Origin of the sequence: Massilia sp. CFBP9012, from assembly GCF_034045115.1 — a bacterium.
GTDB lineage: Bacteria > Pseudomonadota > Gammaproteobacteria > Burkholderiales > Burkholderiaceae_D > Telluria.
This window is the reverse complement of the sequence record NZ_JAXCWM010000013.1, coordinates 153,172-175,671: the sequence shown is the minus strand read 5'-3', so window position 1 is coordinate 175,671 and position 22,500 is coordinate 153,172. Positions and strand designations below refer to the sequence as shown.

21 protein-coding genes are annotated in these 22,500 nt (G+C 66.1%); 7 read left to right on the top strand and 14 right to left on the bottom strand.

Going from position 1 to position 22,500, the window contains the following annotated elements; all coding sequences use genetic code 11:
- Positions 1-83: 83 nt before the first annotated feature.
- The 3 genes from SOM61_RS21110 to SOM61_RS21100 form a co-directional block, all read right to left on the bottom strand.
- Positions 84-599 carry a chemotaxis protein CheW gene (locus SOM61_RS21110; protein ID WP_320475897.1) on the bottom strand — a complete coding sequence of 172 codons (516 nt, stop codon included), beginning with the start codon at positions 597-599 and terminating at the stop codon, positions 84-86.
- A gap of 129 nt (positions 600-728) precedes the next feature.
- Entirely contained in the window at positions 729-2,642 is a 1,914-nt protein-coding gene (locus SOM61_RS21105) for a flagellar assembly protein A (protein WP_320475896.1), read from the bottom strand.
- Between the two features lie 279 nt (positions 2,643-2,921).
- Entirely contained in the window at positions 2,922-3,287 is a 366-nt protein-coding gene (locus tag SOM61_RS21100) for a hypothetical protein (protein WP_320475895.1), read from the bottom strand.
- A 200-nt stretch (positions 3,288-3,487) separates the two neighbouring features.
- Here SOM61_RS21100 and ompR point away from each other — a divergent pair, with 200 nt between their 5' ends.
- Both ompR and SOM61_RS21090 read left to right on the top strand, forming a co-directional pair.
- Complete coding sequence (gene ompR / locus SOM61_RS21095) at positions 3,488-4,255, top strand: osmolarity response regulator transcription factor OmpR (protein ID WP_123067901.1); 768 nt, start codon at positions 3,488-3,490, stop codon at positions 4,253-4,255.
- Positions 4,255-5,628, top strand: coding sequence for a sensor histidine kinase (locus SOM61_RS21090; RefSeq protein ID WP_320475894.1), 1,374 nt, complete (start codon positions 4,255-4,257; stop codon positions 5,626-5,628). Before ompR ends, SOM61_RS21090 begins: the two co-directional genes overlap by 1 nt.
- A gap of 147 nt (positions 5,629-5,775) precedes the next feature.
- On the opposite strand, the gene SOM61_RS21085 is transcribed toward SOM61_RS21090, so the two are convergent.
- From SOM61_RS21085 to SOM61_RS21065, 5 genes are all read right to left on the bottom strand, one after another.
- The gene (locus tag SOM61_RS21085) at positions 5,776-6,744 is read right to left on the bottom strand and encodes a threo-3-hydroxy-L-aspartate ammonia-lyase (protein ID WP_320475893.1); all 969 of its coding nucleotides are present in this window, start codon (positions 6,742-6,744) and stop codon (positions 5,776-5,778) included.
- A gap of 112 nt (positions 6,745-6,856) precedes the next feature.
- Positions 6,857-7,450 (bottom strand): hypothetical protein, encoded by a 594-nt coding sequence (locus SOM61_RS21080; RefSeq protein ID WP_320475892.1) that lies wholly within the window; start codon positions 7,448-7,450, stop codon positions 6,857-6,859.
- A 32-nt stretch (positions 7,451-7,482) separates the two neighbouring features.
- Positions 7,483-7,992, bottom strand: coding sequence for a hypothetical protein (locus SOM61_RS21075; RefSeq protein ID WP_320475891.1), 510 nt, complete (start codon positions 7,990-7,992; stop codon positions 7,483-7,485).
- Positions 7,993-8,088: 96 nt separating this feature from the next.
- Positions 8,089-9,081, bottom strand: coding sequence for a 2-hydroxyacid dehydrogenase (locus tag SOM61_RS21070; protein WP_320475890.1), 993 nt, complete (start codon positions 9,079-9,081; stop codon positions 8,089-8,091).
- Between the two features lie 46 nt (positions 9,082-9,127).
- Positions 9,128-9,769, bottom strand: a complete 642-nt coding sequence (locus tag SOM61_RS21065) for a helix-turn-helix transcriptional regulator (RefSeq protein ID WP_320475889.1) — start codon at positions 9,767-9,769, stop codon at positions 9,128-9,130.
- Between the two features lie 135 nt (positions 9,770-9,904).
- Between SOM61_RS21065 and SOM61_RS21060 the strand changes: the two genes are divergently transcribed.
- On the top strand, positions 9,905-10,285 hold the full coding sequence (locus tag SOM61_RS21060) for a DUF4124 domain-containing protein (protein WP_320475888.1): 381 nt from the start codon (positions 9,905-9,907) through the stop codon (positions 10,283-10,285).
- A 2-nt stretch (positions 10,286-10,287) separates the two neighbouring features.
- Here SOM61_RS21060 and SOM61_RS21055 read toward each other — a convergent pair whose 3' ends face one another.
- Positions 10,288-13,227 carry a putative bifunctional diguanylate cyclase/phosphodiesterase gene (locus tag SOM61_RS21055; protein WP_320475887.1) on the bottom strand — a complete coding sequence of 980 codons (2,940 nt, stop codon included), beginning with the start codon at positions 13,225-13,227 and terminating at the stop codon, positions 10,288-10,290.
- Between the two features lie 256 nt (positions 13,228-13,483).
- Between SOM61_RS21055 and SOM61_RS21050 the strand changes: the two genes are divergently transcribed.
- The 3 genes from SOM61_RS21050 to SOM61_RS21040 are packed head-to-tail and all read left to right on the top strand — an operon-like array spanning position 13,484 to position 15,625.
- Complete coding sequence (locus SOM61_RS21050; RefSeq protein ID WP_320475886.1) at positions 13,484-14,317, top strand: DUF2092 domain-containing protein; 834 nt, start codon at positions 13,484-13,486, stop codon at positions 14,315-14,317.
- 14 nt (positions 14,318-14,331) lie between these two features.
- Complete coding sequence (locus tag SOM61_RS21045) at positions 14,332-14,811, top strand: hypothetical protein (protein WP_320475885.1); 480 nt, start codon at positions 14,332-14,334, stop codon at positions 14,809-14,811.
- Between the two features lie 4 nt (positions 14,812-14,815).
- Complete coding sequence (locus tag SOM61_RS21040; RefSeq protein ID WP_320475884.1) at positions 14,816-15,625, top strand: transporter; 810 nt, start codon at positions 14,816-14,818, stop codon at positions 15,623-15,625.
- Positions 15,626-15,673: 48 nt separating this feature from the next.
- Here SOM61_RS21040 and SOM61_RS21035 read toward each other — a convergent pair whose 3' ends face one another.
- Positions 15,674-16,441, bottom strand: a complete 768-nt coding sequence (locus tag SOM61_RS21035) for a MipA/OmpV family protein (protein ID WP_320475883.1) — start codon at positions 16,439-16,441, stop codon at positions 15,674-15,676.
- Positions 16,442-16,760: 319 nt separating this feature from the next.
- Between SOM61_RS21035 and SOM61_RS21030 the strand changes: the two genes are divergently transcribed.
- Positions 16,761-17,156 carry a DUF1622 domain-containing protein gene (locus SOM61_RS21030; protein WP_320475882.1) on the top strand — a complete coding sequence of 132 codons (396 nt, stop codon included), beginning with the start codon at positions 16,761-16,763 and terminating at the stop codon, positions 17,154-17,156.
- A gap of 25 nt (positions 17,157-17,181) precedes the next feature.
- Here SOM61_RS21030 and SOM61_RS21025 read toward each other — a convergent pair whose 3' ends face one another.
- The 4 genes from SOM61_RS21025 to SOM61_RS21010 all read right to left on the bottom strand — a co-directional run bounded on the left by SOM61_RS21025 (position 17,182) and on the right by SOM61_RS21010 (position 22,482).
- The gene (locus SOM61_RS21025) at positions 17,182-17,967 is read right to left on the bottom strand and encodes a hypothetical protein (protein WP_320475881.1); all 786 of its coding nucleotides are present in this window, start codon (positions 17,965-17,967) and stop codon (positions 17,182-17,184) included.
- Between the two features lie 190 nt (positions 17,968-18,157).
- Positions 18,158-18,994 carry a PhzF family phenazine biosynthesis protein gene (locus SOM61_RS21020; protein WP_320475880.1) on the bottom strand — a complete coding sequence of 279 codons (837 nt, stop codon included), beginning with the start codon at positions 18,992-18,994 and terminating at the stop codon, positions 18,158-18,160.
- A 30-nt stretch (positions 18,995-19,024) separates the two neighbouring features.
- Positions 19,025-20,236: an MFS transporter gene (locus tag SOM61_RS21015; protein WP_414675050.1), complete on the bottom strand. Its 1,212-nt coding sequence runs from the start codon at positions 20,234-20,236 to the stop codon at positions 19,025-19,027.
- 188 nt (positions 20,237-20,424) lie between these two features.
- Positions 20,425-22,482: a glycoside hydrolase family 97 protein gene (locus SOM61_RS21010; protein WP_320475879.1), complete on the bottom strand. Its 2,058-nt coding sequence runs from the start codon at positions 22,480-22,482 to the stop codon at positions 20,425-20,427.
- Positions 22,483-22,500: the final 18 nt, after the last annotated feature.

Below are 22,500 nucleotides of genomic sequence, written 5' to 3'. Positions count from 1 at the left end.
ACGCCGGCAAACTTGGGTTCCCGCCTGCGCGGGAACGACGGATTTAGGCACGTAGAAGAATTTGCGTTAGCACTCCGCCACCATCACGCGGCCCGCAACGGGCGCCGGGGTGACAAGGACATCAACCGATCGATATCGATCAACACCACCTTGCGCCCATCGATGCGGGCGATGCCGATCAGGTAGCCCGCGCTCGACGCGCCCGGCAGGGGTTGCACCGCTTCCGGGCGCACGTGCACGATGCCGGTCACGCTCTCGACCACCATGCCGATGATCCCGCTCGACAGGCGCAGGATGATCACGTCGGTATCCGGCGCCGACCGGCCCGGCCCCGTGGCTGCGGCCATCGCCTGCGCGCCGCCCGCGCGCATGTCGACCACCGGCATGATCACCCCATGCGACAGCGCCACGCCGCCGATGATTTCGCCGTCGGTGGCGAAGCGCTCGAGCGATCCCAGCAGCTTGAGTTCCTGCACGCGCGCGCAATCGAGGCCGTATTCCTGTCCGTCGAGCATGAAGCTGAGGAATTCCCGTGAGGCGCTACTGCGCGGCGCGGGGTAACGCGAGACAGAAGCGCGCGGGACTGCGGCGTGGAGCATGCTGGGCAAGGTGACCATGGCGGATCCTTTATGGGTGCGATCCCCATCGTATGCCGCGCCCCCGGCCCCGATGTTGACTGTAGTCAACTCCGGCCTCGGACCTGCCCCGCGCCGCGCCGCAGGTCACATTCAGGACGCTGCCTGCGCCTCCGCCGCGGCCATCGAGGTGTCCCACGACCAGGCGCCCTCGCAGCCCGCGTACAGCACTTCCCTGCCCTTGGTGTCACGCAGGCGCAGCTTGACGTCGCGCGCCGTCATGTCCCAGACGCAGCCCAAGTCCGGTTCGTAAGGCAGCGCCAGCACCTGCACCTCGCCCGCCAGCATGCCGATCGCCACCCCGGCCGACCCGACCCGCTCGAAGCGCTGGGTCTCGAACCGTTTCATGAGCGCCATGCCGCCCTGGCGCTCGCCGTCGAGCGTCTTGGCTTCTTGCGACAGCCGGCCCAGCTCCTTGAGCGCCGGCGCCACGCTGGCCGTCAGGCGCCGGAACTGCGGTTCCTGTTCCGGCGTGAGCACCAGCTCGCCCTTGCGCAGGCGCGGCGCGATCAACAGGTATTTTCGCATCTCGGGCTGGCCGGTCAGGGCTTCCATCGCGCTGCGGCGCTGCGCCGCCAGTTGGGCGAACTGGTCCATCCGCTCGCGCACCTGCGCCATCGCCGCATCGACGCGCGCGCAGTCCGGGCGCAGCAGCCAGACCAGCATCTCGCCCTGCTTCCACGGCGCGGCGCGGCCGATCGCCACGCGCCGCCCGGCGATGGCGCTGCCCTCGGCATGCGCCACCTCGACCTCGTCGCCGATGATCTCGCAGTTTATCGCGGTCTCGATGCGGATGCGGGCGCCCGAGATCACGCAGTTTTCGGCGCGCTCGAGCCGGATCTCGCCCTTGGTCGCCTGAATCGTTGCCTGGGACGCGACGCCCAGCACCCGCACGCCGCCGTCGAGGTTGCGCGCGCTGCCGCCGACCAGGTTGTGGCGCAGGAGGATGGCGCCGCCGCGCGAGACCAGGTGGCCGTAGACGTCGCCGTGCACGGTGATGCTCTCGGCCTCGATGATGCGCTGCTCCTGCACTTCGCCGAATTCTTCGTAGTCGCCGGCCAGGTGCAGGTTGCCGGTGGTCTTGGCGCTGACGCCGTCGCGGCTGACGATCTTGTCGGTGATGGCGATGCGGATGCTCTTGGGATCGACGCTCAAGAAGCCGTCCTGGCGCGCGACCAGGAACTCGCCCTCCGGCGCCAGCTCGACCGCCGTGCCGTCGGCTGCATAGGTGGCCAGGTCGAGGTCCTTCGCCACCTCGGGCGCGACCGGGATGCCGTTCAGGTCGAAGCCCGGGCTGCCGCTGGTACGCGGCACCTTGCGCAGCAGGCGCGTGCCGGCCGCCACTTGCGGGAAGCGGTTCTGGAAGCTCATCAGGTCGAGCTTGCCGTTGGCGAGCTGGCGCGGGGCGTCGCTGCGGTGTAGCTCGTTGGCGACTTCCTCGACGCCGGCATCCACGCCTGGTAGCGGGTCGAGGCGGCGCGCCACCACGTAGCGGCCGGCCGCGCCGCTCGCGATGTGGCTGCGGATGGCCTCGACCTCGGCGCCGAAGCGGATGCCCTTGACCCACATGTCGGCGACGAACTCGTCGGCGTCGAGCCGGGTCTGGCGATCATTGCCTTCCTCGTCGCGCTCGAACACGGGTTCGAAATAGTACTCGGCCTGGCCGTCGGCGATCTTGACCGAGCGGTACAGGGCCTGGCGCTGCGGCGTGAACGGCACGATGTCGGCCGCGATGCGCACCACGACCCGTCCGGCCGCATCGCGCGGCAGGTCGGGGCCGTGGCCGTACACGGCCTTGATCAGGATCGGGTAATCGAGGCCGGCCAGGTAATGGTTGGAGCGCAGGATGCCGTCGACCGCCGCCGCCAGCGTGGTGCCGAGCACTTCGGGATCGGCATACACGCCATCGTCGCGCCTGGCGATGCAGTGCTCGGGCCCGGTGGATTCGAAGCGGACGGCGGTGGACGCGACAGATACGGCGTCGGGTGGTACGGATAGGTCGGACACGTTCACGCTCCACTGGCGAAGTATGTTGGCGACAACTACCCTGCCAACAGTAAGGTGGACGTAAACATAGCATGTTGCGCAATCTAAATAAACATATGGCAACTAGATTTCTAAAAAGAAAATTTGTTACGGGGCCGACACGGTTGCGGCAGACGGCGTTTGCAGCAAAATCCAGCAAAAACGCGCCAGATACGCCAGCACGGCGACTTGGGAAATGTCAAATTCCAGAAACGACAACGGCGCCATCGGCGCCGTCGTTTTACATTGCCGACCGCATTTTCAGCGGCGGCGGGTGTTCGGATAGAGCTCCGAACCTTCCTTGATCTGGCGCCGCAGGTCGCGCCGCTCGTCCGGCGACAGCCGGCCGCGACGGCGCTCTTCGCGGGCCGCTTCGGACTGCGCCTCCATGGCGCGGCGGTCCTGGTCGCGCACCTCGAAGGCGCGCGGATCCTGCTGGGCCTGCATCTGGTAACGGTCGCGCATCGCCGCTTCGTCGCGGCGCGGATCGCGCTCCTGGTTTTGCGCCAATGCGCTGGCCCCTAGGCCTGCCAGTGCGCAGGCGACCACACCAAGGCGCGCAAGCCGGGCGAGCCGGCCGCCATTGGCGCCGAATCCTGCTGGTTTGTCGTTGTGCGCGTGGTTCATGGTGTTCCTCTTCCGCGATGCCTGATAAACGGATAAGCTGTGTTGATCACTTGTCGCCAGTGTAGGTGCATACCGAAAGTGGAGTAAGACTTATTGGGTAAAGTTTGTAACACATTGTAATGGCTGAGCTGAGTCGTGCTTACGCTCCAGCCATAAGAAGTTACCATAGCGACATTCATCTGACAATTCTGGACAGCTCTATGACTTCAACGACTTCGAACAATAATGCGGGTACGGGCGCGTCAGCGGGCCACTCCGCCAAGATCATGGTCGTGGACGACGACGTGCGCCTGCGCGACCTGCTGCGCCGTTACCTGACCGAACAGGGATTCCAGGTCGTGACCGCCGAAAGCGCGCCGGCGATGAACAAATTGTGGCTGCGCGAGCGTTACGACCTGCTGGTGCTCGACCTGATGCTGCCCGGCGAAGACGGCCTGTCGATCTGCCGCCGCCTGCGCGGCGCCGGCGACCAGACCCCGATCATCATGCTGACCGCCAAGGGTGAGGACGTCGACCGCATCGTCGGCCTCGAGATGGGCGCCGACGACTACCTGCCCAAGCCGTTCAACCCGCGCGAACTGGTGGCCCGCATCGGCGCCGTCCTGCGCCGCAAGGGCCCGGACGAGATCCCCGGCGCACCGTCCGAAACCCCGCAGACCTTCGAGTTCGGCGACTTCGTGCTCGACCTGGGCACGCGCACGCTCAAGAAGAACGGCGAGACGGTGCCGCTGACCACCGGCGAATTCTCGGTGCTCAAGGTGTTCGCACGCCATGCGCGCCAGCCGTTGTCGCGCGAGAAGCTGATGGAGCTGGCGCGCGGCCGCGAATACGAGGTGTTCGACCGCTCGCTCGACGTCCAGATCTCGCGCCTGCGCAAACTGATCGAGCCGGATCCATCGAGCCCGCTGTACATCCAGACCGTGTGGGGCCTGGGCTATGTGTTCATCCCTGAAGGCCAGCCGCGCTAGTGTTCACCCCAATCGCCCAAGCGCGGCGCGCCCTGCGCTTCGCCTGGTTCAAGAGCGGCCTGTTCTGGCGCACCTTCTTCCTGATGTCGGTGCTCACCGCGGCTTCGATGCTGGCCTGGATCGGCATGATCAGCGTGTTCCAGCGTGACAAGCAGGTGCAGCAGACGGCGGAGCTGGTGGTGTCGGTGGTGACGATCACCAAGGCCGCCCTGACCCACTCGGCGCCCGACCTGCGGCGCGAGCTGCTGCTCGAACTGGTGTCGAACGAAGGCATCCGCATCTTCACGCTGGAAGACACGGACGTGATCGACCCGCCGCCGCACAATCCCCTGATGCCCGAGATCGCGGCCATCGTGCGCGAACGCCTGGGCGCCGACACGCGCTTCTCGAGCGGCGTGAACGGCGTGCCGGGCTTTTACATCAGCTTCAACATCGAGGACGACAAATACTGGCTGATGCTCGAGCGCGAGCGCCTGGCCGGCCTCACCCGCGTGCAGTGGCTGGGCTGGGCCGTGCTGGTGGGCCTGCTGTCGGTGGTCGGCGCGGCGCTGATCTCGAGCCTGGTGAACCGCCCGCTGGCGCGCCTGACGGCCGCCGCGCGCGCCATCGCCAAGGGCGAGCGCCCGGCGCGCCTGCCCGAAAAGGGTTCGCAAGAGATCATCGAAGCCAATCGAAGTTTCAATCAGATGGTGGAAGACCTGGCGCAGGTGGAGAAGGACCGCGCTGTGATCCTGGCCGGCATCTCGCACGACCTGCGCACGCCGCTGGCGCGCATGGGGCTCGAAGTCGAGATGGCGAACCTGTCGACGGACGCGCGCGAAGGCATGCAGTCGGACATCGCGCAGATGGACGCCATCATCGGCCAGTTCCTGGACTACGCCAAGCCGACCGAGGCGGCGACCTTCGTCGCGGTGAACCTGTCCGAGATGCTGTCCGACGTCGGCCGCGAGGCGGCCCGCATCCCCGATTTGCACGTCAAGACCGACCTGATGCCGGGCGTGCACGTGATGGGCAACGCGACCGACCTGCGGCGCGTGATCAACAACATCATCGAGAACGCGCGCCGCTACGGCAACACGCCGGGCACCTCATGCACCGACATCGACATCGTGCTGCGCGTGAAGGCCACCGGCCACGGCCGGCGCGCCGTGATCGAGATCGGCGACCATGGGGTCGGGGTGCCGGCGGACCAGATCGCGCAGCTGATGAAGCCCTTTACGCGGCTCGATAGCGCGCGCGGCCAAGCGAATGGCGCCGGGCTTGGATTGGCGATCGTGGAGCGGGTGCTGACCCGGCACAATGCGGGGCTGGAAGTGAGAAACCGCGAAGGCGGTGGGTTCATGCTGCAGGTGGCGTTGCCGTTGGCGGCGTGATCACCCGCGCCCTCGACACGTCGTTCCCGCGCAGGCGGGAACCTAAGTAGCTGGCGCAGACACTTCTGAAAACTGAATCTGCTGCGCATGCGAACTAAGGTTCCCGCCTTCGCGGGAACGACGACGTGCATGCGTTGACAACGATGGTCAATCGCCGATCAGACTCGCAAACCGCCCCAGATCGATATTCCCGCCACTGATCAACACCCCGACCTTCTTCCCTTTCAGCTGATCCTTCATCCGGCGCGCAGCAGCAAACCCCAGGCAACCGGTCGGCTCCACCACGATCTTCATGCGCTCGGCAAAAAAGCGCATGCAGGCCACCAGCTCCTCGTCGCTCACGGTGAGGATGTCGTTCACATCGCGCCGGATGATCGGGAAGGTCAGCTGACCCAGGTGCTGGGTTTGGGCGCCGTCGGCGATGGTGCGCGGCGTGTCGATGTGGACGATCTCGCCCGTACGGAACGATTGCTGGCCGTCGTTGCCGGCTTCCGGCTCGACGCCATACAACATGCAGCCCGGCGACAGCGCGCGCGTGGCCAGCGCGGAGCCGGACAACAGGCCGCCGCCGCCCAGGCACACGAAGAAGGCGTCCAGCGGACCGACTTCCTCGAACAGCTCCTTGGCCGCCGTGCCCTGCCCCGCGATCACGTCCGCGTGGTCGTAGGGTGGAATCAGGGTCAGGCCATGCTTTTCGGCCAGCTCGCGGCCGATCTGCTCGCGGTCTTCGGTATAGCGGTCATAGGTCACCACGGTGGCGCCATAGCCGCGCGTGGCGGCGACCTTGGCGGCCGGCGCATCCTGCGGCATCACGATGGTGGCCGGCATGCCCAGGATCTTGGCCGACAGCGCGATCGCCTGCGCATGGTTGCCGGACGAGAAAGCGACGACGCCGGCGCGGCGCTGCTCGGGGCTGAACTTCGCCAGCGCGTTATAGCCGCCGCGGAACTTGAAAGCGCCCATCCGCTGCATGTTCTCGCACTTGAAGAACACCTCGGCGCCGAATTCCTCGTTGACGGTGCGCGAGGTCAGCACCGGCGTGCGGTGGGCGGCGCCAAGGATGCGCTCGGCGGCCTGGGCGACGTCTTCGTAAGTGGGGAGCGATGCTGCGATCATGGCGCAATCCTTTCAGTTCACTGCGGTCGGTTTAACGATTCATCTAATATTGGACATATTATCCAATTCTGGATGAAGCGTCAAACCACAGCGATCTCGGGTCACTTCCTTGCTATGGCCACCAGCGGACGATGCTCAGCACGCCCGTAAGCCACGTTTTCCCGGTTTTCCCGATCCTGGGTCCATTGCCCGGCGGCGCGACCGGCGGGATGTCACGCAATGCCTGATCGACCAGCCGGTTTCGCTCGCGCGCCTGCCGCACGAAGTACACCGAGGCCCACAGGAACAGCAGCAAGGCCGTCAGCGCCGCCCAGCCGCCGAAGAACAGCAGCGCGCCGAAGACGAAGAACGGGCCGAACCAGTACAGGGCCCAGGCCTGCTCGCGCGCAACGTCCCAAGCCGACTCGGCGAGCACGACGTCCGGCGTGGACAGGTCACGCCAACCCACGATCTTCTGCCAGTTACCCTGCTCGACCAGTGCGGCTGCATAGCGCGAACCATCGCGCGGCACGGTGCCGTCAGAGAAGGTGACGCTGTAATGCTTCTTGCCACCGCTTTCGAAACTGAAGGTGCCTCCCTGTACGTCGAACACCCGATCGAATGTCACTTGCACGATACTGGCGAAATCTCCGAGTTGCCTACTCATCGTTGTTCCTTGTCTCCAGCTGCGATTGCCACGACCGAACATCGCGGGATTGTTCATCATGGATGCCGTCGATGAGTCGGACGTATGCCGCGTCACTTCCACAGGATCGGCGCCAGCGCCCATATCGACTGCGCGAGCCGCGACGGCTTGCGCTTGCCCGGCGCCGGCGGCACGGCCGGATGCACCTCCTGCAACGCCTGGGCCGCCTGCCGGTTGCGCCAGGCAGCGCGGTAGATGAAGGCGCCAAAAGCCAGCAGCATAAGCCCAGCCACCGGGACCGCTGCCCAGTAGCCGCCAAGCGCCAAGCTAATGCCGAACGGCACCGGGATCATCATGTATTGCCAGGGGAGCGTCTGGATGGCGAGAGACCAGGCCGAGCGCTTGATCTCTACGTTGGACACCGCCAGGTCGCGCCAGCCGATGACTTTTTCCCAGTTGCCCGCTTCGGCAAAGGCGACGGCGTAGGTTGCGCCTTCACGCGGGATCGTCAGGCCATTGGCATTGACGCCATATACCGGCCAGCCGCCATCTTCAAAGCTGAAGTCGCCCGTACGCTCCTGGACGTCGAAAATCCGGTCGAACCGGACCTGCTTGATATGCATCTGGTCGTACCCTTCCTTACACATTGCCGATGCCGGGAACCCTAACGCACTACGCGCCGCCGTGTCCAGTCCACGGACCAAGTCATGCGCCTTGCATCAATCCGGAATCCGGTTGACCAGTTCTTCACCCCGTTCGAAGGCACCGATGCTGTCAATGGTCGTGCGCATGATCTGCCCGATCGCCTCCACCGTGAAAAAAGCCTGGTGGCCGGTCACGATCACGTTCGGGAACGACACCAGGCGCTGGATCACGTCGTCCGTGATGATGCTCGACGACAGGTCCTGGAAGAACAGGCTCGCTTCCTGCTCGTAGACGTCGATCGCCAGGCCGCCCAACTGGCCGCTCTTGAGAGCCTGCACCGCCGCCTCGGTGTCGACCAGGCCGCCGCGGCTGGTATTGACCAGCACGCAGCCGCGCTTGACCCGCGCCAGCGCCGCCGCATTCACGATGTGATGAGTCTCTTCCAGCAGCGGGCAATGCAGCGACACCACGTCGCTGCAGGCCAGCAGCTCGTCGACGCCGATATAGCGTCCGCCCAGGGCCTCGAAGGCCGGCGTCGGGTAACGGTCGTAGCCGACCAGGGTGCAGCCGAAACCGGCCATGATGCGGGCGAAGATGGTGCCGATCTTGCCGGTGCCGATCACGCCGACCGTCTTGCCGTGCAAATCGAAACCCATCAGGCCATCGAGGTCGAAATTGCCTTCGCGCGTGCGCACGCTGGCGCGCGCGATCTTGCGGTTCACGGCCAGCAGCAGCCCGACCGCGAACTCGGCCACCGAGTTGGGAGAATAGTCCGTCACCCGCACCACCGCGATGCCGAGCCGGCGCGCGGCGGCTGCATCGACGTGGTTGTAGCCGGTCGAGCGGGTCGCCACCAGGCGCACGCCCTGCCCTGCCAGGATGCCCAGCACCTCGGCGTCGACGGTGTCGTTGACGAAGACGCAAACCGCGTCGCAGCCCTTGGCCAAGGCCGCGGTCTCGCGGCTCAGCCGGTCTTCGAGGAAGCGCAATTCATGGCCAGCGGCTTCATTGGCCTGGGCCAGCATGGTCTTGTCGTAGCGGCGCGCGCTGAATACGGCGGTCTTCATGGCGGTCTCCCGAAGTGAATGGTCAGATATACGGTAGATGCGGATTCTATTTAATGTCGTTGTACGCCGTCGCCCGCGAAATGCCGAGGTGCGACGCCGCCACCTCCATCGCGCGCCGCACTTCAAGATAGCCGCCCTCCTTCAGTTCGCGCATCAGGGCGCGCCGTTCGTGCGCCTTGAGCAGCTGGGGCGAGGACGCCAGCCGCGCCGCGTAGGCATCGATGCGGCGCCGGATGGCATCGGCGTTGGACGGATCGAGCGACTCACCCACCGGCGCCGCGCCCAGCGCGTTGAACTGTTCCAGGATGCCCTGCATCGAACGGAACAGGGTCAGGTCGACGTTCAGGCACAGGGCCGCGACGTAGTTGCCATCGGCATCCTTGATGCCGATCGACGTGCTCTTGGCCGGGCGGCCGTCCGGGAACTGGTTCGGGTAGTTGGCAAGCACCTGCGGATAGGCGCTGTCGGCGATGCGCGCCAGTCCCAGCTCGGTGGCCGGGTCGCCGGCCGCGCGGCTGGAAAGATTGTTATGGATGGCCAGCACCGCATGGCCGGGGTCGCGCAGGTCATGCACCACGACCTCGCAAAACGGCGCAAAGGTCTGTGCCAGGCCCTCGGCGATGTGCCGCACCTGCTCGATGAGCGCGGATTCTTCCTTGCTTGGCAATGTCTTGGTCATATTGGACATTTTATCCAAGACTGGCGGTTCTGTAAAAAACGACGGCGCGCCCGCCTACACGCCCACGTGAAGTGGCGAACAGAAGCGTATTGATGCAAGGAAGACAATGAAATTCCCGAACATGGATCCGTCCAGGAGCCAACCATGAAGCGTCAACTGAGCATCTGCCTGCTGGCCGCCGCCGCGATCGCCGCGCCGAGCGCCTATTCCGACACCGTCATCGTCAAGTGCATCGACGGCGCCGGCCGCGTCACTTTCACCGACCGCCCCTGCGAAGCGGGCGCCGCCACCGTGCGCATGGCCAGCATGCCGTCCAGCGAAGGAGTGACGAAGATCGCCCCCTATCCGCTGGCGGCCCGGGAAGACGTGCTGCCGCCCGCGCGCGCACTGCAGCGCAGCGCCGCGCCGATGCCACGGGTGAAAGCCACGCCGCTGGCCAGCGACGTCGCCACCCTGAAGGCTGCGCGCGCGCAATTCCTGATCGGCGACGTGGGTAGCAGAGAAACCCTGGCGGGTCTCGAATAAGATCAGTGCAGCCGACTGACGCTAGCCAGGTGCGGCGCCGGAGGATTCTCCAGCTCGCGCAGCAGCTCCAGCAATTGATCGTCCTTGATAAAGCCGGCGCTCGAGCGTCCTTCCAGCAGGCGCTCGGGCGGCATCGAGCGCGCCACCACATAGCCCTGCACGTAGTCGACGCCGATCTCGTGCAGCGTCTGCACGGTGGCCGCGTCCTCGGCCCATTCCGCGATCGTCTTCATGCCCAGGTTCACGGCCAGGCTCACGATGGCCTCGACGATCGCCACATTGGCCGGGTGGGCGTTGATATTGACGATGAAGTTGCCGTCGATTTTGAGCACGTCGGCCGGCAGCTCCTTCAGATACGAGAATGACGTATAGCCGGCGCCGAAGTCGTCCAGCGCCACCTTCACACCAAAGCTGCGCACCTGGTCGATGAAGCGGCGCGTGTTGTCCAGGTCATGCAGCGCCACGCTCTCGGTGATTTCCAGGCACAGGCGGCTGGCCACGTGCACGTAGCGGCCCAGGATGTCGAAGGTGTCCTGCACGAAGCGCTCGTCGTTGAGCGAGGCCCCCGACAGGTTCATGCACACGAAACGGGTATTGACCAGGTCTTCGGTGTGCTCGGCGATCCAGGCCAGGGTCGTGGTGAGCACCCAGCGGTCGATCATGCTGGCGCGCCCGCTCTTCTCGGCGGCGGCGATCACGGCGCCGGCCGGCACCACGCGGCCATCCGGCTCGCGCATGCGCAGCAAGACCTCGAAATTCATCGATTCGTGCGGCGCGCGCAGCGACATGATCGGCTGCATCTCGAGCAGCAGGTTGTCGGTCGCGTCCGGGCCAGACAGGCGCTCGACCAGGTCCAGCTCGGCCGCACGCTGGCGGAAGGCGTCGGCGCCGCGTTCATAAACCACCAGGCCGTCGCCCAGCCCGGTCTTGGCTTCGCGGCAGGCGCGGTCGGAGGTCGACACCGCATCCTTCATCGGCATGCCCGGCACCACCTCGATCAGGCCGACCGAGGCGCGCACGTGGAAGGCCTTGTCGCCCACCCGGTAGGGGGTGTTGCCGAGGCGGTCGACGATGCCGCGGCAGATGATCGAGGCCAGCGGGATCGCTGTCTCGGGCATCACGATCACGAATTCGTCGCCGCCCACGCGCCCGATCTGCTGGCCGCCGGCCAGCATCGTGCCCATCCGCTCGCACACCTGCTTGAGCACTTCGTCGCCCGCCGCATGGCCGAACAGGTCGTTGATCAGTTTAAAGCGGTCGAGGTCGACGTAGGCCAGCGCCATCGGCCGCCCGGCGGCCAGGCTGGCGGCGGCGCTCGCAAATTCGCGTTCGATGCCGCGCCGGTTGTAGACCTTGGTCAGCGGATCGTTATTGGCCATGAAGCGCAGCTGCTCGGTGGCCTTGTGTTTTTCGGTCGTGTCCTGCAACACGCCCTCGATGCGCGAGCGCGCCAGCGTGGCGCTGACCAGGAAGCGCTGGTTGCCGTCGCGGCTGGCCAGTTCCATCTCGGCCTCGGACCTGGCGTGCACCTGCTCGTGCAGGTTGGCCCAGCTGGCTTCAGTGAAGAACTGGCGCCAGGCGGTGCGGCCCGGGGTGAAGCCGGTCATGCCCAGCATCTTCTGCAGGGCCGGATTGACGCTCAGGAAGTGACCGTACATGTCGAGGGTGAACAGGCCGACCGGCATCGCCTGGTAGGCGTGCTCGAGTTCTTCCTGGGCTTCCTGGCGCTTCTCGGTTTCCATGCGCATCTGCTCGGCCACGGCCAGCGCCGCCAGCAGGCTCGATGCGAGCGCCGCGGTGACGCTGTTGATCACGCCCAGCAGTTCGCGCATGCCGAGCGCGGCCGACAAGACCTCGGCCAGCGAGGCCAGGAAAGTCACCGCGAACGAGGCCGCGAACCAGGCCGCGACGCGGGTGCGCGATTCCACGATGATCTTGAACAGGCCGATCGTCATCAGCGAGAAGCAGCACACCAGGATGCCCCACAACAGCGGCAGGTACATGCCGTACGGCAGCAGCATGGCCGCGGCCAGCATCGGCATGCACAGCCACTGCATGACGCGCATCGGCAGCAGGTAGCGCATCTCGGCCAGATGTTCCTTAAGCAGCGCCTGGTATAGCGTCAGCGTGGCGATGCCGTACAGGGTGATCGTCACGGCGCGGCTGCGCAACAGCCATTCGGAAGGCACGGTCTGGCCCAGCCACTGGATGTCCCAGCCGGCCGACAGCGCGCCCACGCGCAGGTTCAGGATCAGCCAGCCGGCGAACAGCACATACACCGGCTGGCGGTTGATCAGGGCCGTGATGATGATGAACAGGGCCAGCACGATCATGCCGCCGTCGAGCAGGCCCGATTTGCGGTGGTATTGCTTGACCGACAAGGCGAACTGCTCGGTCGGCCATTGCAGCACCGACAGGCGCGCCGGGCCCGAAAAGGTAGCGCGGCACAGCAGCTGGCGCGGCAGCGGCGCCAGGCGCATCGCGAAGCCGGCCTTGTCGGCCTGCAGCACGCCGTGGTCGGTGCTGCGGGTGGCGGCGCCGAGCGGGGTCAGGGTGGTCGCGTCCCAGCAGGCGATGTCGAGCGCGTGGCGCGACGGGAATTCGATCACCTGATCGCCGGCGCGCGGCATCGGCTCGAAGGCGAACCAGACCGGTGCTTCGGACAGGTGGGTGTCGTGGCCATTGGTCAGCGGTGTGGCGCGCGCCAGCGCCAGCGCGTCGTCCGGGGCCAGCGTGGCGGCCTGGTCGACCGTGACGTGCATCGCCAGCGGCACGTCGCCACTGGTGCGGTATTCGTCATGCCAGAACACCAGCGCGATCAGCGAGACGATGCCGATCCCCACCGGGATCAGGTAATAGGCAAAGATCTTCAGTACCAGCTCGACAGCCGCGTGGAGCGCGGCCGGCAGTGTTGCACGGAGCTGATGTTTGACGTTGGGCATGGACGATCTTGGATGGAACGGATGACGCTGCGCGACGGACGCCGGGCATTAAAGCGCAAGGATACAGCTTTACGCTAGTGCCGTCATGCAATTATTGGGCCAGAAAAGACCAATTCACAACGGTTTGGCATTGACAGTAGGGCCAAGGTCCGATTGCGCGCCAGCCGCGCCGATGGCCCACTGTTACCCATGGCGGCCGGTCGCGCAGCGCATCGAACGGCCCTGCATGGTTTGTTCGCAAACGAAAGGAAGGCATATGCGGGCCGTCCCGATCCGATTCCTCTGCGCGGCAGCCTGCGTGCCGCTGGCCTGCCTGGCGGCGCCGCAGGATGCTCCACCGAATGCGCCGCCGGCGCAACCGACGGCGCCGGCCCCGGCCCAGCCCCCGGCCGCCCAGACTGCGCAGGCCGACATCGATCCCGGCGCCATCTCCGCCCTGTCCGCCATGGGCGCCTACCTGCGCACCCTGCCCTCGTTCGAAGTGGTCGGCCGCGCCACCACCGAGACCGTCATGGACGACGGCATGAAGCTGCAGTTCGACAGCACATCCAACCTCAAGGTGCGCCGCCCCGACCGCCTGCAGGTCGACATCGCCAATGACCGCAAGCAGCGCCAGATTTTCTATGACGGCAAGTCGGTGACCGTCTACGGCCCGCGCCTCAAGTACTACGCCACCGTCGCGGCCCCGCCGACCCTGCGCGAAACCGTCGATGCGCTGGGCGCGAAGTACGGCATCGAACTGCCGCTAGCCGACCTGTTCTATTGGGGCACGGAGCAGGCGCCGGTAGCCGACATCCGGGCGGCCCACTACATCGGTCCGGCGACGGTCGGCAGCCTCAAGGCCGAGCACTATGCCTACCGCCAGGAAGGCGTCGACTGGCAGGTCTGGATCCAGGCCGGCAAGACGCCGCTGCCACTCAAGCTGGCGATCACCGCCAGCGCGGAGCCGGGCGAGCCGACCCATACGGCGTGGCTGCGCTGGAATCTCGCGCCGCGCTTTACCGATGCCACTTTTTCCTTCCGGCCGCCGTCGGGCGCGATGAAGATCGCGCTGCAGACGGCCGACGGCAAGGTCGCGTCCATCAAATGAACCAGGGAGACCCCATGCCGCTCACTCCAGGACATCGGCGCGTCATCGGTGTGCTGCTCGCGCTGGCCGTCGTCGTCGTCGCGTACGAGGCAGCAGCCCAGCGTGGCGCGGGACGCGTCGGCGGGGCGGCGGTCAGCCGCAGCGCAAGCGCCCACGTACAGCGCGGCGCCTATGGCGGGGATTACCACGCCTCGCGCAGTGTCAGCCGCACCTCGGTCAACGGCTACGGCAACGTCAACCGCAACGTCAACGTCAACCGCAACATCAATGTGGACGTCGACCATGATTACTACCGCCCCGGCGCGGGGCTGGCGGTGGCCGGCGCGGTGGCGGTGACGGCGGCGGCGATCGGCTCGATCGCCTATTCGATCCCGCCGTCCTGCGTGACGGTGGTCCGGGCCGGCGCCACCTACCAGCAGTGCGGCAGCACCTGGTACCAGCCGCAGTATGCGGGCACCAGCGTAAACTATGTCGTGGTCGCGCCACCGGGGTGAGTCCATGGCGGCGAACACCAGGCACGCCTGGGCCGCGGCGGCCGGCCTGGCCAGGCTCTGCTGCCAGCCCGTCCACGCGCAGGACGCGCAAGAGCTGGCCAAGAAGCTGGCCAATCCGGTGGCCGCGATGATCAGCGTGCCGCTGCAGGCCAACGACGACCGCCGCTACGGCCCCACGCGCGACGGCCACCGGTTCACCCTGAACGTGCAGCCTGTGGTGCCGGTCACGCTCAACCCGGACTGGACCCTGATCAGCCGCACCATCCTGCCGGTAATCAGCCAGCACGAACTGACTCCAGGCGCCGGCCACCAGCACGGCATCGGCGATGTCACCCAGAGTTTGTTCATCTCGCCATCGCGCCCCGGCGCCAACGGCATCGTCTGGGGCGCCGGGCCGGCGTTTTTGCTGCCCACTGGCAGCGAGAGCACGCTCAGCGCACGCCAATGGGGCGCCGGCCCGACCGGGGTCGTGCTCCGCCAGCACGGACCGTGGACCTATGGCGCGCTGGCCAACCATATCTGGTCGTTCGCCGGCCATGACGACCGGCCGAACGTCAGCGCCACCTTCCTCCAGCCCTTCCTCAGCTATACCACCAGGGATGCATGGACCTTCGGCATCAACACCGAATCGAGCTACGACTGGAAACAGGAACAATGGTCGGTGCCGGTCAATTTCACCGCCAGCAAGCTGCTCAGGTTCGGCCGCCAGCCGGTGTCGATCGGCGGCGGCCTGCGCTACTGGGCCGACAGCCCGGGCGGCGGACCGCGCGACTGGGGCGTGCGCCTGAGCGTGACCTTCCTGTTTGCCAGATAGGCGGCCGTTAGGGCGCCGGCGGGACCGAAAGCCCGCCAGCACCCATTCTCAGAACAGGTAGGAGAACGCGATACCCACCGTCCACTGGTCGGCGTCCCCGCGCCCCTCCACCACCGGGCTGTCCTTGGCGTCGTCCAGCAGCCGCTCATAACGCCCACCGAACGTCATCAGCCATTCCGGGTTGAGCTGGGTCGTCAGGCTGAAGGGAATCTTGATCGAGGTGACCGACGGGTCGGGGTCGTAGATCAGGCCGCCCCGTTCCGGGAACAGGACCTCGTCGCTATCCCGGATGCCGAAATACTTGCGGTTGAAGTCTTTACTGGCGAAGAACAGGCCAAAGCCGATGCTCCCGATCAGCTGCCGGCCGGCGACCGGCTGCGGGAAGGGATGGACATAGTTGACACGCACATTGCCAGTGGCGCCGTCGTACACATTATTGGTGTTGCCGACCACGTCGGCGCTGAACACCAGCTTGTGCATCGGCTGGCCCTGCGTCAACGGCATGTGATAGGCGACGAAGGCGCCTATCTCGGTGGCCGTGGCGACCGGGCGCATGCGCTTGACGATCTCGTCGTCGACGTCGTCGTCGCGCCGCATGCGCCAGCGCAGCAAGGGACCGGCGCGCCAGTCCTTGCGCGGCAGCAGGTTGGCCAGGATCTCTGGGCCGAGCACCCGCACGTAGCGGTCTTGGCCGAAGTTGTAGTGCAATACCGGCGCGACGGCGGCCTGGTAATCGCCGGAGCCGTAATAGTCGGGCACCGCGAACACCCCCAGGCCCACCAGGTTGCGTTCCTCGAGCAACTCGATTGGGAGCATGTCTTGCGCGGCAGCGAGCGGTGAACAAAGCAGCGCCGCGGCGATAGCGAGGCTGCGGGGGCTGTGCGTGAACGTCTTCATGGCTGACCTCTCGGAGCTAGGGTTAGAACATCGGGGCCGCGCCGGCGCCATTCGCCGGTGCGCTTCGCATTGCCAGAACTGTGTAGACAGTCCACGCCGCGTTTTGTGCCATATCTCGTCAAAAAGGTCGTGCATCCCGGCCTCGCCCTGGAGCCGGGGGCGACAGCGTTACGACCAAGGTCCCCTACCGCGCGCAGCTGGACCGTGCTTATGATCGTGACTGGCCTGGGACGAAGGGATGGAATGGAAGCATGCGACCGCCGCCTGGATCGCGCTCGCGCTCGACGCGCTGGCGGTGCTGACGGTGGCTGCCGGCGCGCTGGAGGCGCTGGCGCGGGTGGTGGCACTGTGCCTGCGCGGCGCGGCCACGCCGGCGCGGGTGCATGCGGCCTTCATCGGGTTTGGCGACTGGCTGGTGGTCGCCCTCACCTTCCAGCTCGCGGCCGACATCGTCGGCACCACGATCGCGCCCGGCTGGGACGAGCTGGGACGGCTGGCGGCAATCGCCGCCATCCGGACCTTCCTCACCTATTTCCTGGACCACGACCTGGCCCGCGCCCGCGAACGCGAACTGGCCGAGCAGGAACGCGACGGGGCGCAGCCCGTCCAGGCTGCGCCCCGCGATCCCGGTTGAAGACCAGGAGCACTTCAGGAGAAAATCAGGCGAACGCCAGTTCGACGCGTGGCCGGGTGGCCGGCGGCATGGGGCGTTCCGGCAGCGCCACCGATGGCGGCGGCGCGATCGGACCGACCTCGATATCCGGATGGTGCGTGTTGAAGAAGAAGTTCAGCATCGGATGGCGCGCCTCGGCCCAGCGCTGCTGGAAGGTGGCGATCTCGAACGCCATGATGCGGTGGGGGATATTGCCCACGTGACGCAGCGGCACCAGACCCAATTCAGGGAACACGTCGACGAACATCAGCTGATCGTATTGCTTGTCCACGGGTGGACGGCCAGTCGCCACCGAATAATCGATCGCGTTGTCTTCGCAATACATGAAGCAGGCCTTGATCAGTGCAATCTTGACCATGCGTCCAACACGCCCCTCGTCGATCCCGAGGCGGGTCGCCTCGACCAGGCGCTTGTCCTGCAGCCAGTCGGGCAGGACGATCGACTCCTCCACGCCCAGCGGGCGGTAGAGATTGGTGCGGATGCGGGTGCTGCCGATCGGCGTACCGTCCAGCTTGGACTCGGCCAGCAGGACGATGGTGTCGGCATCATAGTCGGCCGCCTCGGGCTGCGCCAGGCTGCGGGCGAAATCCGGGACGTGGCGGGCATAGGCGGCGTGCCGGATGCGCACGGCCTTGAGTAAATCCGCTTCGGTTTCTACCCGGCGGACAGTGAACGGCAAACGCTCGATCGCGCCTCCAGCGACCGGTGCACGCGCGGTGCGCGGACGGGACGCTTTCGAGGGGTTGAACACAGCTGCTGGAAACAGCTCCATGGCGGTACTCCTGGGTTGATAAGATTGAAACAGGGTTGGTCTGGATCAAATTATCAATCCGCTCACAGAAAATCGAACCGTTGAGCAGGCGTGCTTTTAGCCCTCTGTTTGCTAGTAAGTACACTAATGGTTGTATGACAAAGTTGTCGGTTTTGCCCGGCCAACTACCATAAGTTAAAATAATATTGCTCTACATCAACCGTGCCGTTCCTGACACCCGGATCGAGCCGCCCGCCTCCTCGCCGATTTCGGCCGTCAAACGCGAACGCGCGCCCATGTCTTCCCCCTGGACGACGTCGATGCGTCCGCCATGCGGCCAGCCGATGTCGCGCAGGTAGCCGGCCAGCGCCGCGGTGCCAGCGCCGGTGGCCGGATCTTCGTAGACGCCGCCCGAGGCGAAGGGATTACGGGTGTGGAACAGCTGCGGATGCTCGGCCCAGGCCAGCACCACCGTCACCAGGCCGTGTTCCAGCATCAGCGCCCGGCCAGCGTCCAGCTCGTAGCGCATTGCCGCCAGCAGCGCGCGACTCGACAGCGCCAGCACCAGGTGGTCGGCCCCGCCGTGGGCCAGCGCCGGCGGGATGCGCGGATCGAGATCGGCCCGGGTATAGCCAAACAGCGCCAGCGCGGCATCGACCAGCGTCGCGTCGGCCGCTTCGCTGCGGGTCGGCGGCGACTGCAGCGCCGCATGCACCCGTTCGCCGTCGCGCCGGCCTTCGACCGTGATGCTGGCCGCGTTCAGCGTCAGCGCATAGCGGCCGTCGCCATGGTTGCGGGCCAGCGCGGCGCCGAGGGCGATGGTCGCGTGGCCGCAGAACGGAACCTCGGTTTCGGGCGAAAAATAGCGCACGCGCCAGGCCTCGCCTTCCGGCGCGGCAAAGGCGGTTTCGGAAAACCCGACCGCGTGCGCGATCCGTGCCATCTCGGGGGCCGGCGGCAAGGCAGCGCCGATCCAGACCCCGGCCGGATTGCCGCCCTGGCCGTTGTCGTCGAAGGCGGCGATGCGCTGGATGTCGTTCAGGTCCATGGAAGACTCTCCTTGTGAATGCACGCGCTGCTAGCGCCGCGCCCCTTCGATCTTCGGCAACAGCGCCGCCATGATGCCCAATAGCGGCAGGAAGGACGCGATCCGGTACACCTGGTCGATGCCGTGAATGTCGGCGATATGGCCCATGGCCGCGGCGCCCACGCCGCTGATGCCGAACATCAGGCCGAAGAAGATGCCGGAGATCAGGCCGACCTTGCCCGGCACCAGTTCCTGGGCGAAGACCACGATGGCCGAGAAGGCCGACGACATCACCAGCCCGATCACCACCGACAGCACGCCGGTCCAGAACAGGTTCGCGTACGGCAGCATGATGGTGAACGGCGCCGCGCCCAGGATCGAGAACCAGATCACGCGCTTGCGGCCGATCCTGTCGCCGATCGGGCCGCCGGCGAAGGTGCCTGCCGCGACCGAGGCCAGGAACAGGAACAGGTACAGCTGGGCGGTGCCGACCGGCAGGTGGAACTTCTCGATCAGGAAGAAGGTGTAATAGGTCTGCAGGCTGGCCATGTAGATGTACTTGGAGAACACCAGCAGCGCCAGCACCACCAGGGCCTGGATCACCTTCTTGCGCGGCAGCTTTGGTCCGGCGTGCAGCGCGGCTTTCTTGACCATGTTCATCAGGTGGTTGCTGTACCAGCGGCTCACGCCCACCAGCACCGCCACCGCGACCAGCACCAGCAGCATGAACCAGGCGATCTCGCCCTGGCCGCGTCCGACCACGATGGCCGCCGCCAGCAGCGGGCCGAGCGCCGAGCCGGCGTTGCCGCCCACCTGGAACAGCGACTGGGCGAAACCGAAGCGCCCGCCCGAGGCCAGGCGCGCCACGCGCGAGGCCTCGGGGTGGAAGGTCGAGGAACCGACCCCGATCATCGCGGCCGCGGTGAGCAGCATCGGGAAGCTGTTGGCCCACGCCAGCAGGCCCACACCTACGAGGGTCACGCACATCCCGGCCGGCAGCAGGAAGGGAATCGGACGCTTGTCGGTGTACAGGCCGATCCAGGGCTGGAGCAGCGAGGCGGTGCACTGGAAGGTCAATGTGATCAGGCCGACCTGGGTAAAGGTCAGGTTGAATTCATGCTTCAGGAGCGGATAGATCGACGGCAGCACGGCCTGCACGCAGTCGTTCAGCAGGTGAACGAAGGCGACCGAGAACAGGATCTGCATGACGGTGCCGGAAGCGGCGGGGGAAATCGTGGAAGGTGAAGACGGTGATGTGGACATGGGACGACGGACTCGAATTGCGTCAACGCGGTATGGACAATCCGACAGGATATGCCAAATCCGGCATTTGCGTGCGACGGGGTGCGTTCCTGGAACAGCCGTATCGTCGCCTTCCCACAGACTTTCGCACGTCGTTATCTCCACTGGAGATAACGACGGGTTTGAGCTAACGAAAGAACAACGCTTCCCTACTTCACCGGCACCAGGCGAATCGCCTGCCCGCCGCCCGGCGCCAGCACCATTTTGATGGTATCGGCGCTGGTGACGTTGCGCTTCTCGATCGCGATCTCGAAGCGGCGCTTGTCGTCGCGGTAGTCGGCGTTGTCGCCGTCGCGGTAGATCTCGGCCACGTAGGTCTTGCCGGCGTCCAGGAAGTCCAGTTTCAGGTCCAGGGTGCGGCGGGTAGCGTCGGTCACCGAGCCGACATACCAGGCAGCCGAATTGCGGTCTTTGCGCACGATGGTCACGTATTCGCCCACCGCGCCGTGCGGCACGCGGGTGTCTTCCCAGTCGGCCGGCACATCCTTGATGAACTGGAACGGGCCCGGATAGCGCTCGTAGTGCTCGATCAGGTCGGCCGCCATCTGCACCGGCGAATAGATCACCACGAAGTTGGCCAGCTGCTTGGCCTGCGTCGAGTTGAACGGCCGCTTGTCCTTGCCTTCCAGGCTCAGGATGCCCGGCGTGTAGTCCAGCGGGCCGCTCAGCATGCGGGTGAACACCAGGTTGGCCTCATGATCGACGGTGTTGACCGGATTGCCCCAGGCGTTGTACTCGACGCCGCGCGCGCCTTCGCGCGAGATCCAGTTCGGATACGTGCGGCGCAGGCCGGTGTCCTTCACCGGCTCATGGGTGTTGATCGCGATCTTGTAGCGCGCCGCCTCCTCGACCACCTTCTGGTAGTGGCGCACGCCCTCTTGCGAGTCGGTGTAGCCGAAATGGACCTTGCCGTTCTTGCCCATGAACTGGGCCGCGCCGCCGTCGGTCACGTAGCCGGTCTTGATGCTGTCCACGCCGTGCTTGGCGTACAGCTTGAACGCCGCGTCCATCTGTTTTTCGTAGTGCGCGACGTTGCCGCCGGTCTCGTGGTGGCCGATCAGGTGCACGCCCTTCTTGCGGCCATAGTCCGTCACGGCGGCGATGTCGAAGCTCGGATGCGCCCTGGTGAAGTCCATGTCCAGGCCATTGCCGGCCCAGTCGCTGTCCCAGCCCGGGTTCCAACCCTCGACCAGCACGCCGCGGAAGCCGTGCTTGGCCGCGAAGTCGATGTAGCGCTTGGTGTATTCGGTGGTGGCGCCGTGTTTCGCACCCGAGGCCCACGACTTGGTTTCCAGGTGCATGTCCCACCACACGCCGACATATTTGGACGGCTTGACCCAGGAGACGTCGCCCAGCTTGTTCGGTTCGTTCAGGTTCAGCACCAGGTCGGACATGTACAGGCCGGCCGCATCGTCGGCGATCTGCATCGTGCGCCATGGCGTGGTGAAGGCGCCGGTGCGCACCACCGGGTTGCCGGTGGCCGACGGGGTCAGGTGCGCGCGCAGGCGCTGGCCCTCGACCCGGCGCAGCCACATCGAGGCATAGTCGACCAGGGCCGCCTCGTGGAAGGCGATGTGGGTGCCGTTCTCCGTGCGCACGGTCATCGGGGTATTGGCCATGCCCACTTCACGTAGCGGCGACTTCTGGATCGGGTATTCCAGCGCCCAGACTTCGCCGGCCTGCTGCCACCAGGCGGTGGCCGGCTGCGCCACCACGAACTCGGTCAGCTCGTCGGCGATGTGCGTGGCGCGGTTGTTCGGCAACTTGGGGAATTCGTAGCGGAAGCCCAGGCCGTCGTCGAACACGCGGAACACGATCGCCAGGCGGCGGCCGTCGTTCTTCTTCACGTCGACCCGCATCTGGCGGTAATGGTTGCGCACCGTGCGGCGCTCACCCCAGGGTTGTTCCCAGGTGCTGTCATGGTCGGTGACCACCTGGCGCTCGATCTTGAAGCCCGAGTCCAGCGGCTTGTCGCTGCCCAGCACGAAGCCCAGGCGCGACGGCGCGATCACCTGCTGGCCCTTGCGTTCGACCTGGTACGACAGGCGCCCGTCCGGCGCGACCTGCACCGACACGTTCAGCACCTTGCCCGGCGACTCGACGCTCGCGCTCATCGCCTCGGCGGCGAAGGCGCTGCTGCTCACCACCATGCCCAGCACCACGCAGCAATGCGTGGCCAGGCTGGCATTCATGAATCTGGAAACCATATTTCTCCCTTGTTTACT

What these genes read in the sequence shown, in the direction of transcription:
- SOM61_RS21110 (WP_320475897.1), bottom strand. Translation starts at nt 599, where the DNA reads ATGCTCCACGCCGCAGTCCCGCGCGCTTCTGTCTCGCGTTACCCCGCG.
- SOM61_RS21100 (WP_320475895.1), bottom strand. Translation starts at nt 3,287, where the DNA reads ATGAACCACGCGCACAACGACAAACCAGCAGGATTCGGCGCCAATGGC.
- ompR (WP_123067901.1), top strand. Translation starts at nt 3,488, where the DNA reads ATGACTTCAACGACTTCGAACAATAATGCGGGTACGGGCGCGTCAGCG.
- SOM61_RS21085 (WP_320475893.1), bottom strand. Translation starts at nt 6,744, where the DNA reads ATGATCGCAGCATCGCTCCCCACTTACGAAGACGTCGCCCAGGCCGCC.
- SOM61_RS21080 (WP_320475892.1), bottom strand. Translation starts at nt 7,450, where the DNA reads ATGATGAACAATCCCGCGATGTTCGGTCGTGGCAATCGCAGCTGGAGA.
- SOM61_RS21075 (WP_320475891.1), bottom strand. Translation starts at nt 7,992, where the DNA reads ATGCATATCAAGCAGGTCCGGTTCGACCGGATTTTCGACGTCCAGGAG.
- SOM61_RS21070 (WP_320475890.1), bottom strand. Translation starts at nt 9,081, where the DNA reads ATGAAGACCGCCGTATTCAGCGCGCGCCGCTACGACAAGACCATGCTG.
- SOM61_RS21065 (WP_320475889.1), bottom strand. Translation starts at nt 9,769, where the DNA reads ATGTCCAATATGACCAAGACATTGCCAAGCAAGGAAGAATCCGCGCTC.
- SOM61_RS21060 (WP_320475888.1), top strand. Translation starts at nt 9,905, where the DNA reads ATGAAGCGTCAACTGAGCATCTGCCTGCTGGCCGCCGCCGCGATCGCC.
- SOM61_RS21055 (WP_320475887.1), bottom strand. Translation starts at nt 13,227, where the DNA reads ATGCCCAACGTCAAACATCAGCTCCGTGCAACACTGCCGGCCGCGCTC.
- SOM61_RS21050 (WP_320475886.1), top strand. Translation starts at nt 13,484, where the DNA reads ATGCGGGCCGTCCCGATCCGATTCCTCTGCGCGGCAGCCTGCGTGCCG.
- SOM61_RS21045 (WP_320475885.1), top strand. Translation starts at nt 14,332, where the DNA reads ATGCCGCTCACTCCAGGACATCGGCGCGTCATCGGTGTGCTGCTCGCG.
- SOM61_RS21040 (WP_320475884.1), top strand. Translation starts at nt 14,816, where the DNA reads ATGGCGGCGAACACCAGGCACGCCTGGGCCGCGGCGGCCGGCCTGGCC.
- SOM61_RS21035 (WP_320475883.1), bottom strand. Translation starts at nt 16,441, where the DNA reads ATGCTCCCAATCGAGTTGCTCGAGGAACGCAACCTGGTGGGCCTGGGG.
- SOM61_RS21030 (WP_320475882.1), top strand. Translation starts at nt 16,761, where the DNA reads ATGGAATGGAAGCATGCGACCGCCGCCTGGATCGCGCTCGCGCTCGAC.
- SOM61_RS21025 (WP_320475881.1), bottom strand. Translation starts at nt 17,967, where the DNA reads ATGGAGCTGTTTCCAGCAGCTGTGTTCAACCCCTCGAAAGCGTCCCGT.
- SOM61_RS21020 (WP_320475880.1), bottom strand. Translation starts at nt 18,994, where the DNA reads ATGGACCTGAACGACATCCAGCGCATCGCCGCCTTCGACGACAACGGC.
- SOM61_RS21015 (WP_414675050.1), bottom strand. Translation starts at nt 20,236, where the DNA reads ATGTCCACATCACCGTCTTCACCTTCCACGATTTCCCCCGCCGCTTCC.
- SOM61_RS21010 (WP_320475879.1), bottom strand. Translation starts at nt 22,482, where the DNA reads ATGGTTTCCAGATTCATGAATGCCAGCCTGGCCACGCATTGCTGCGTG.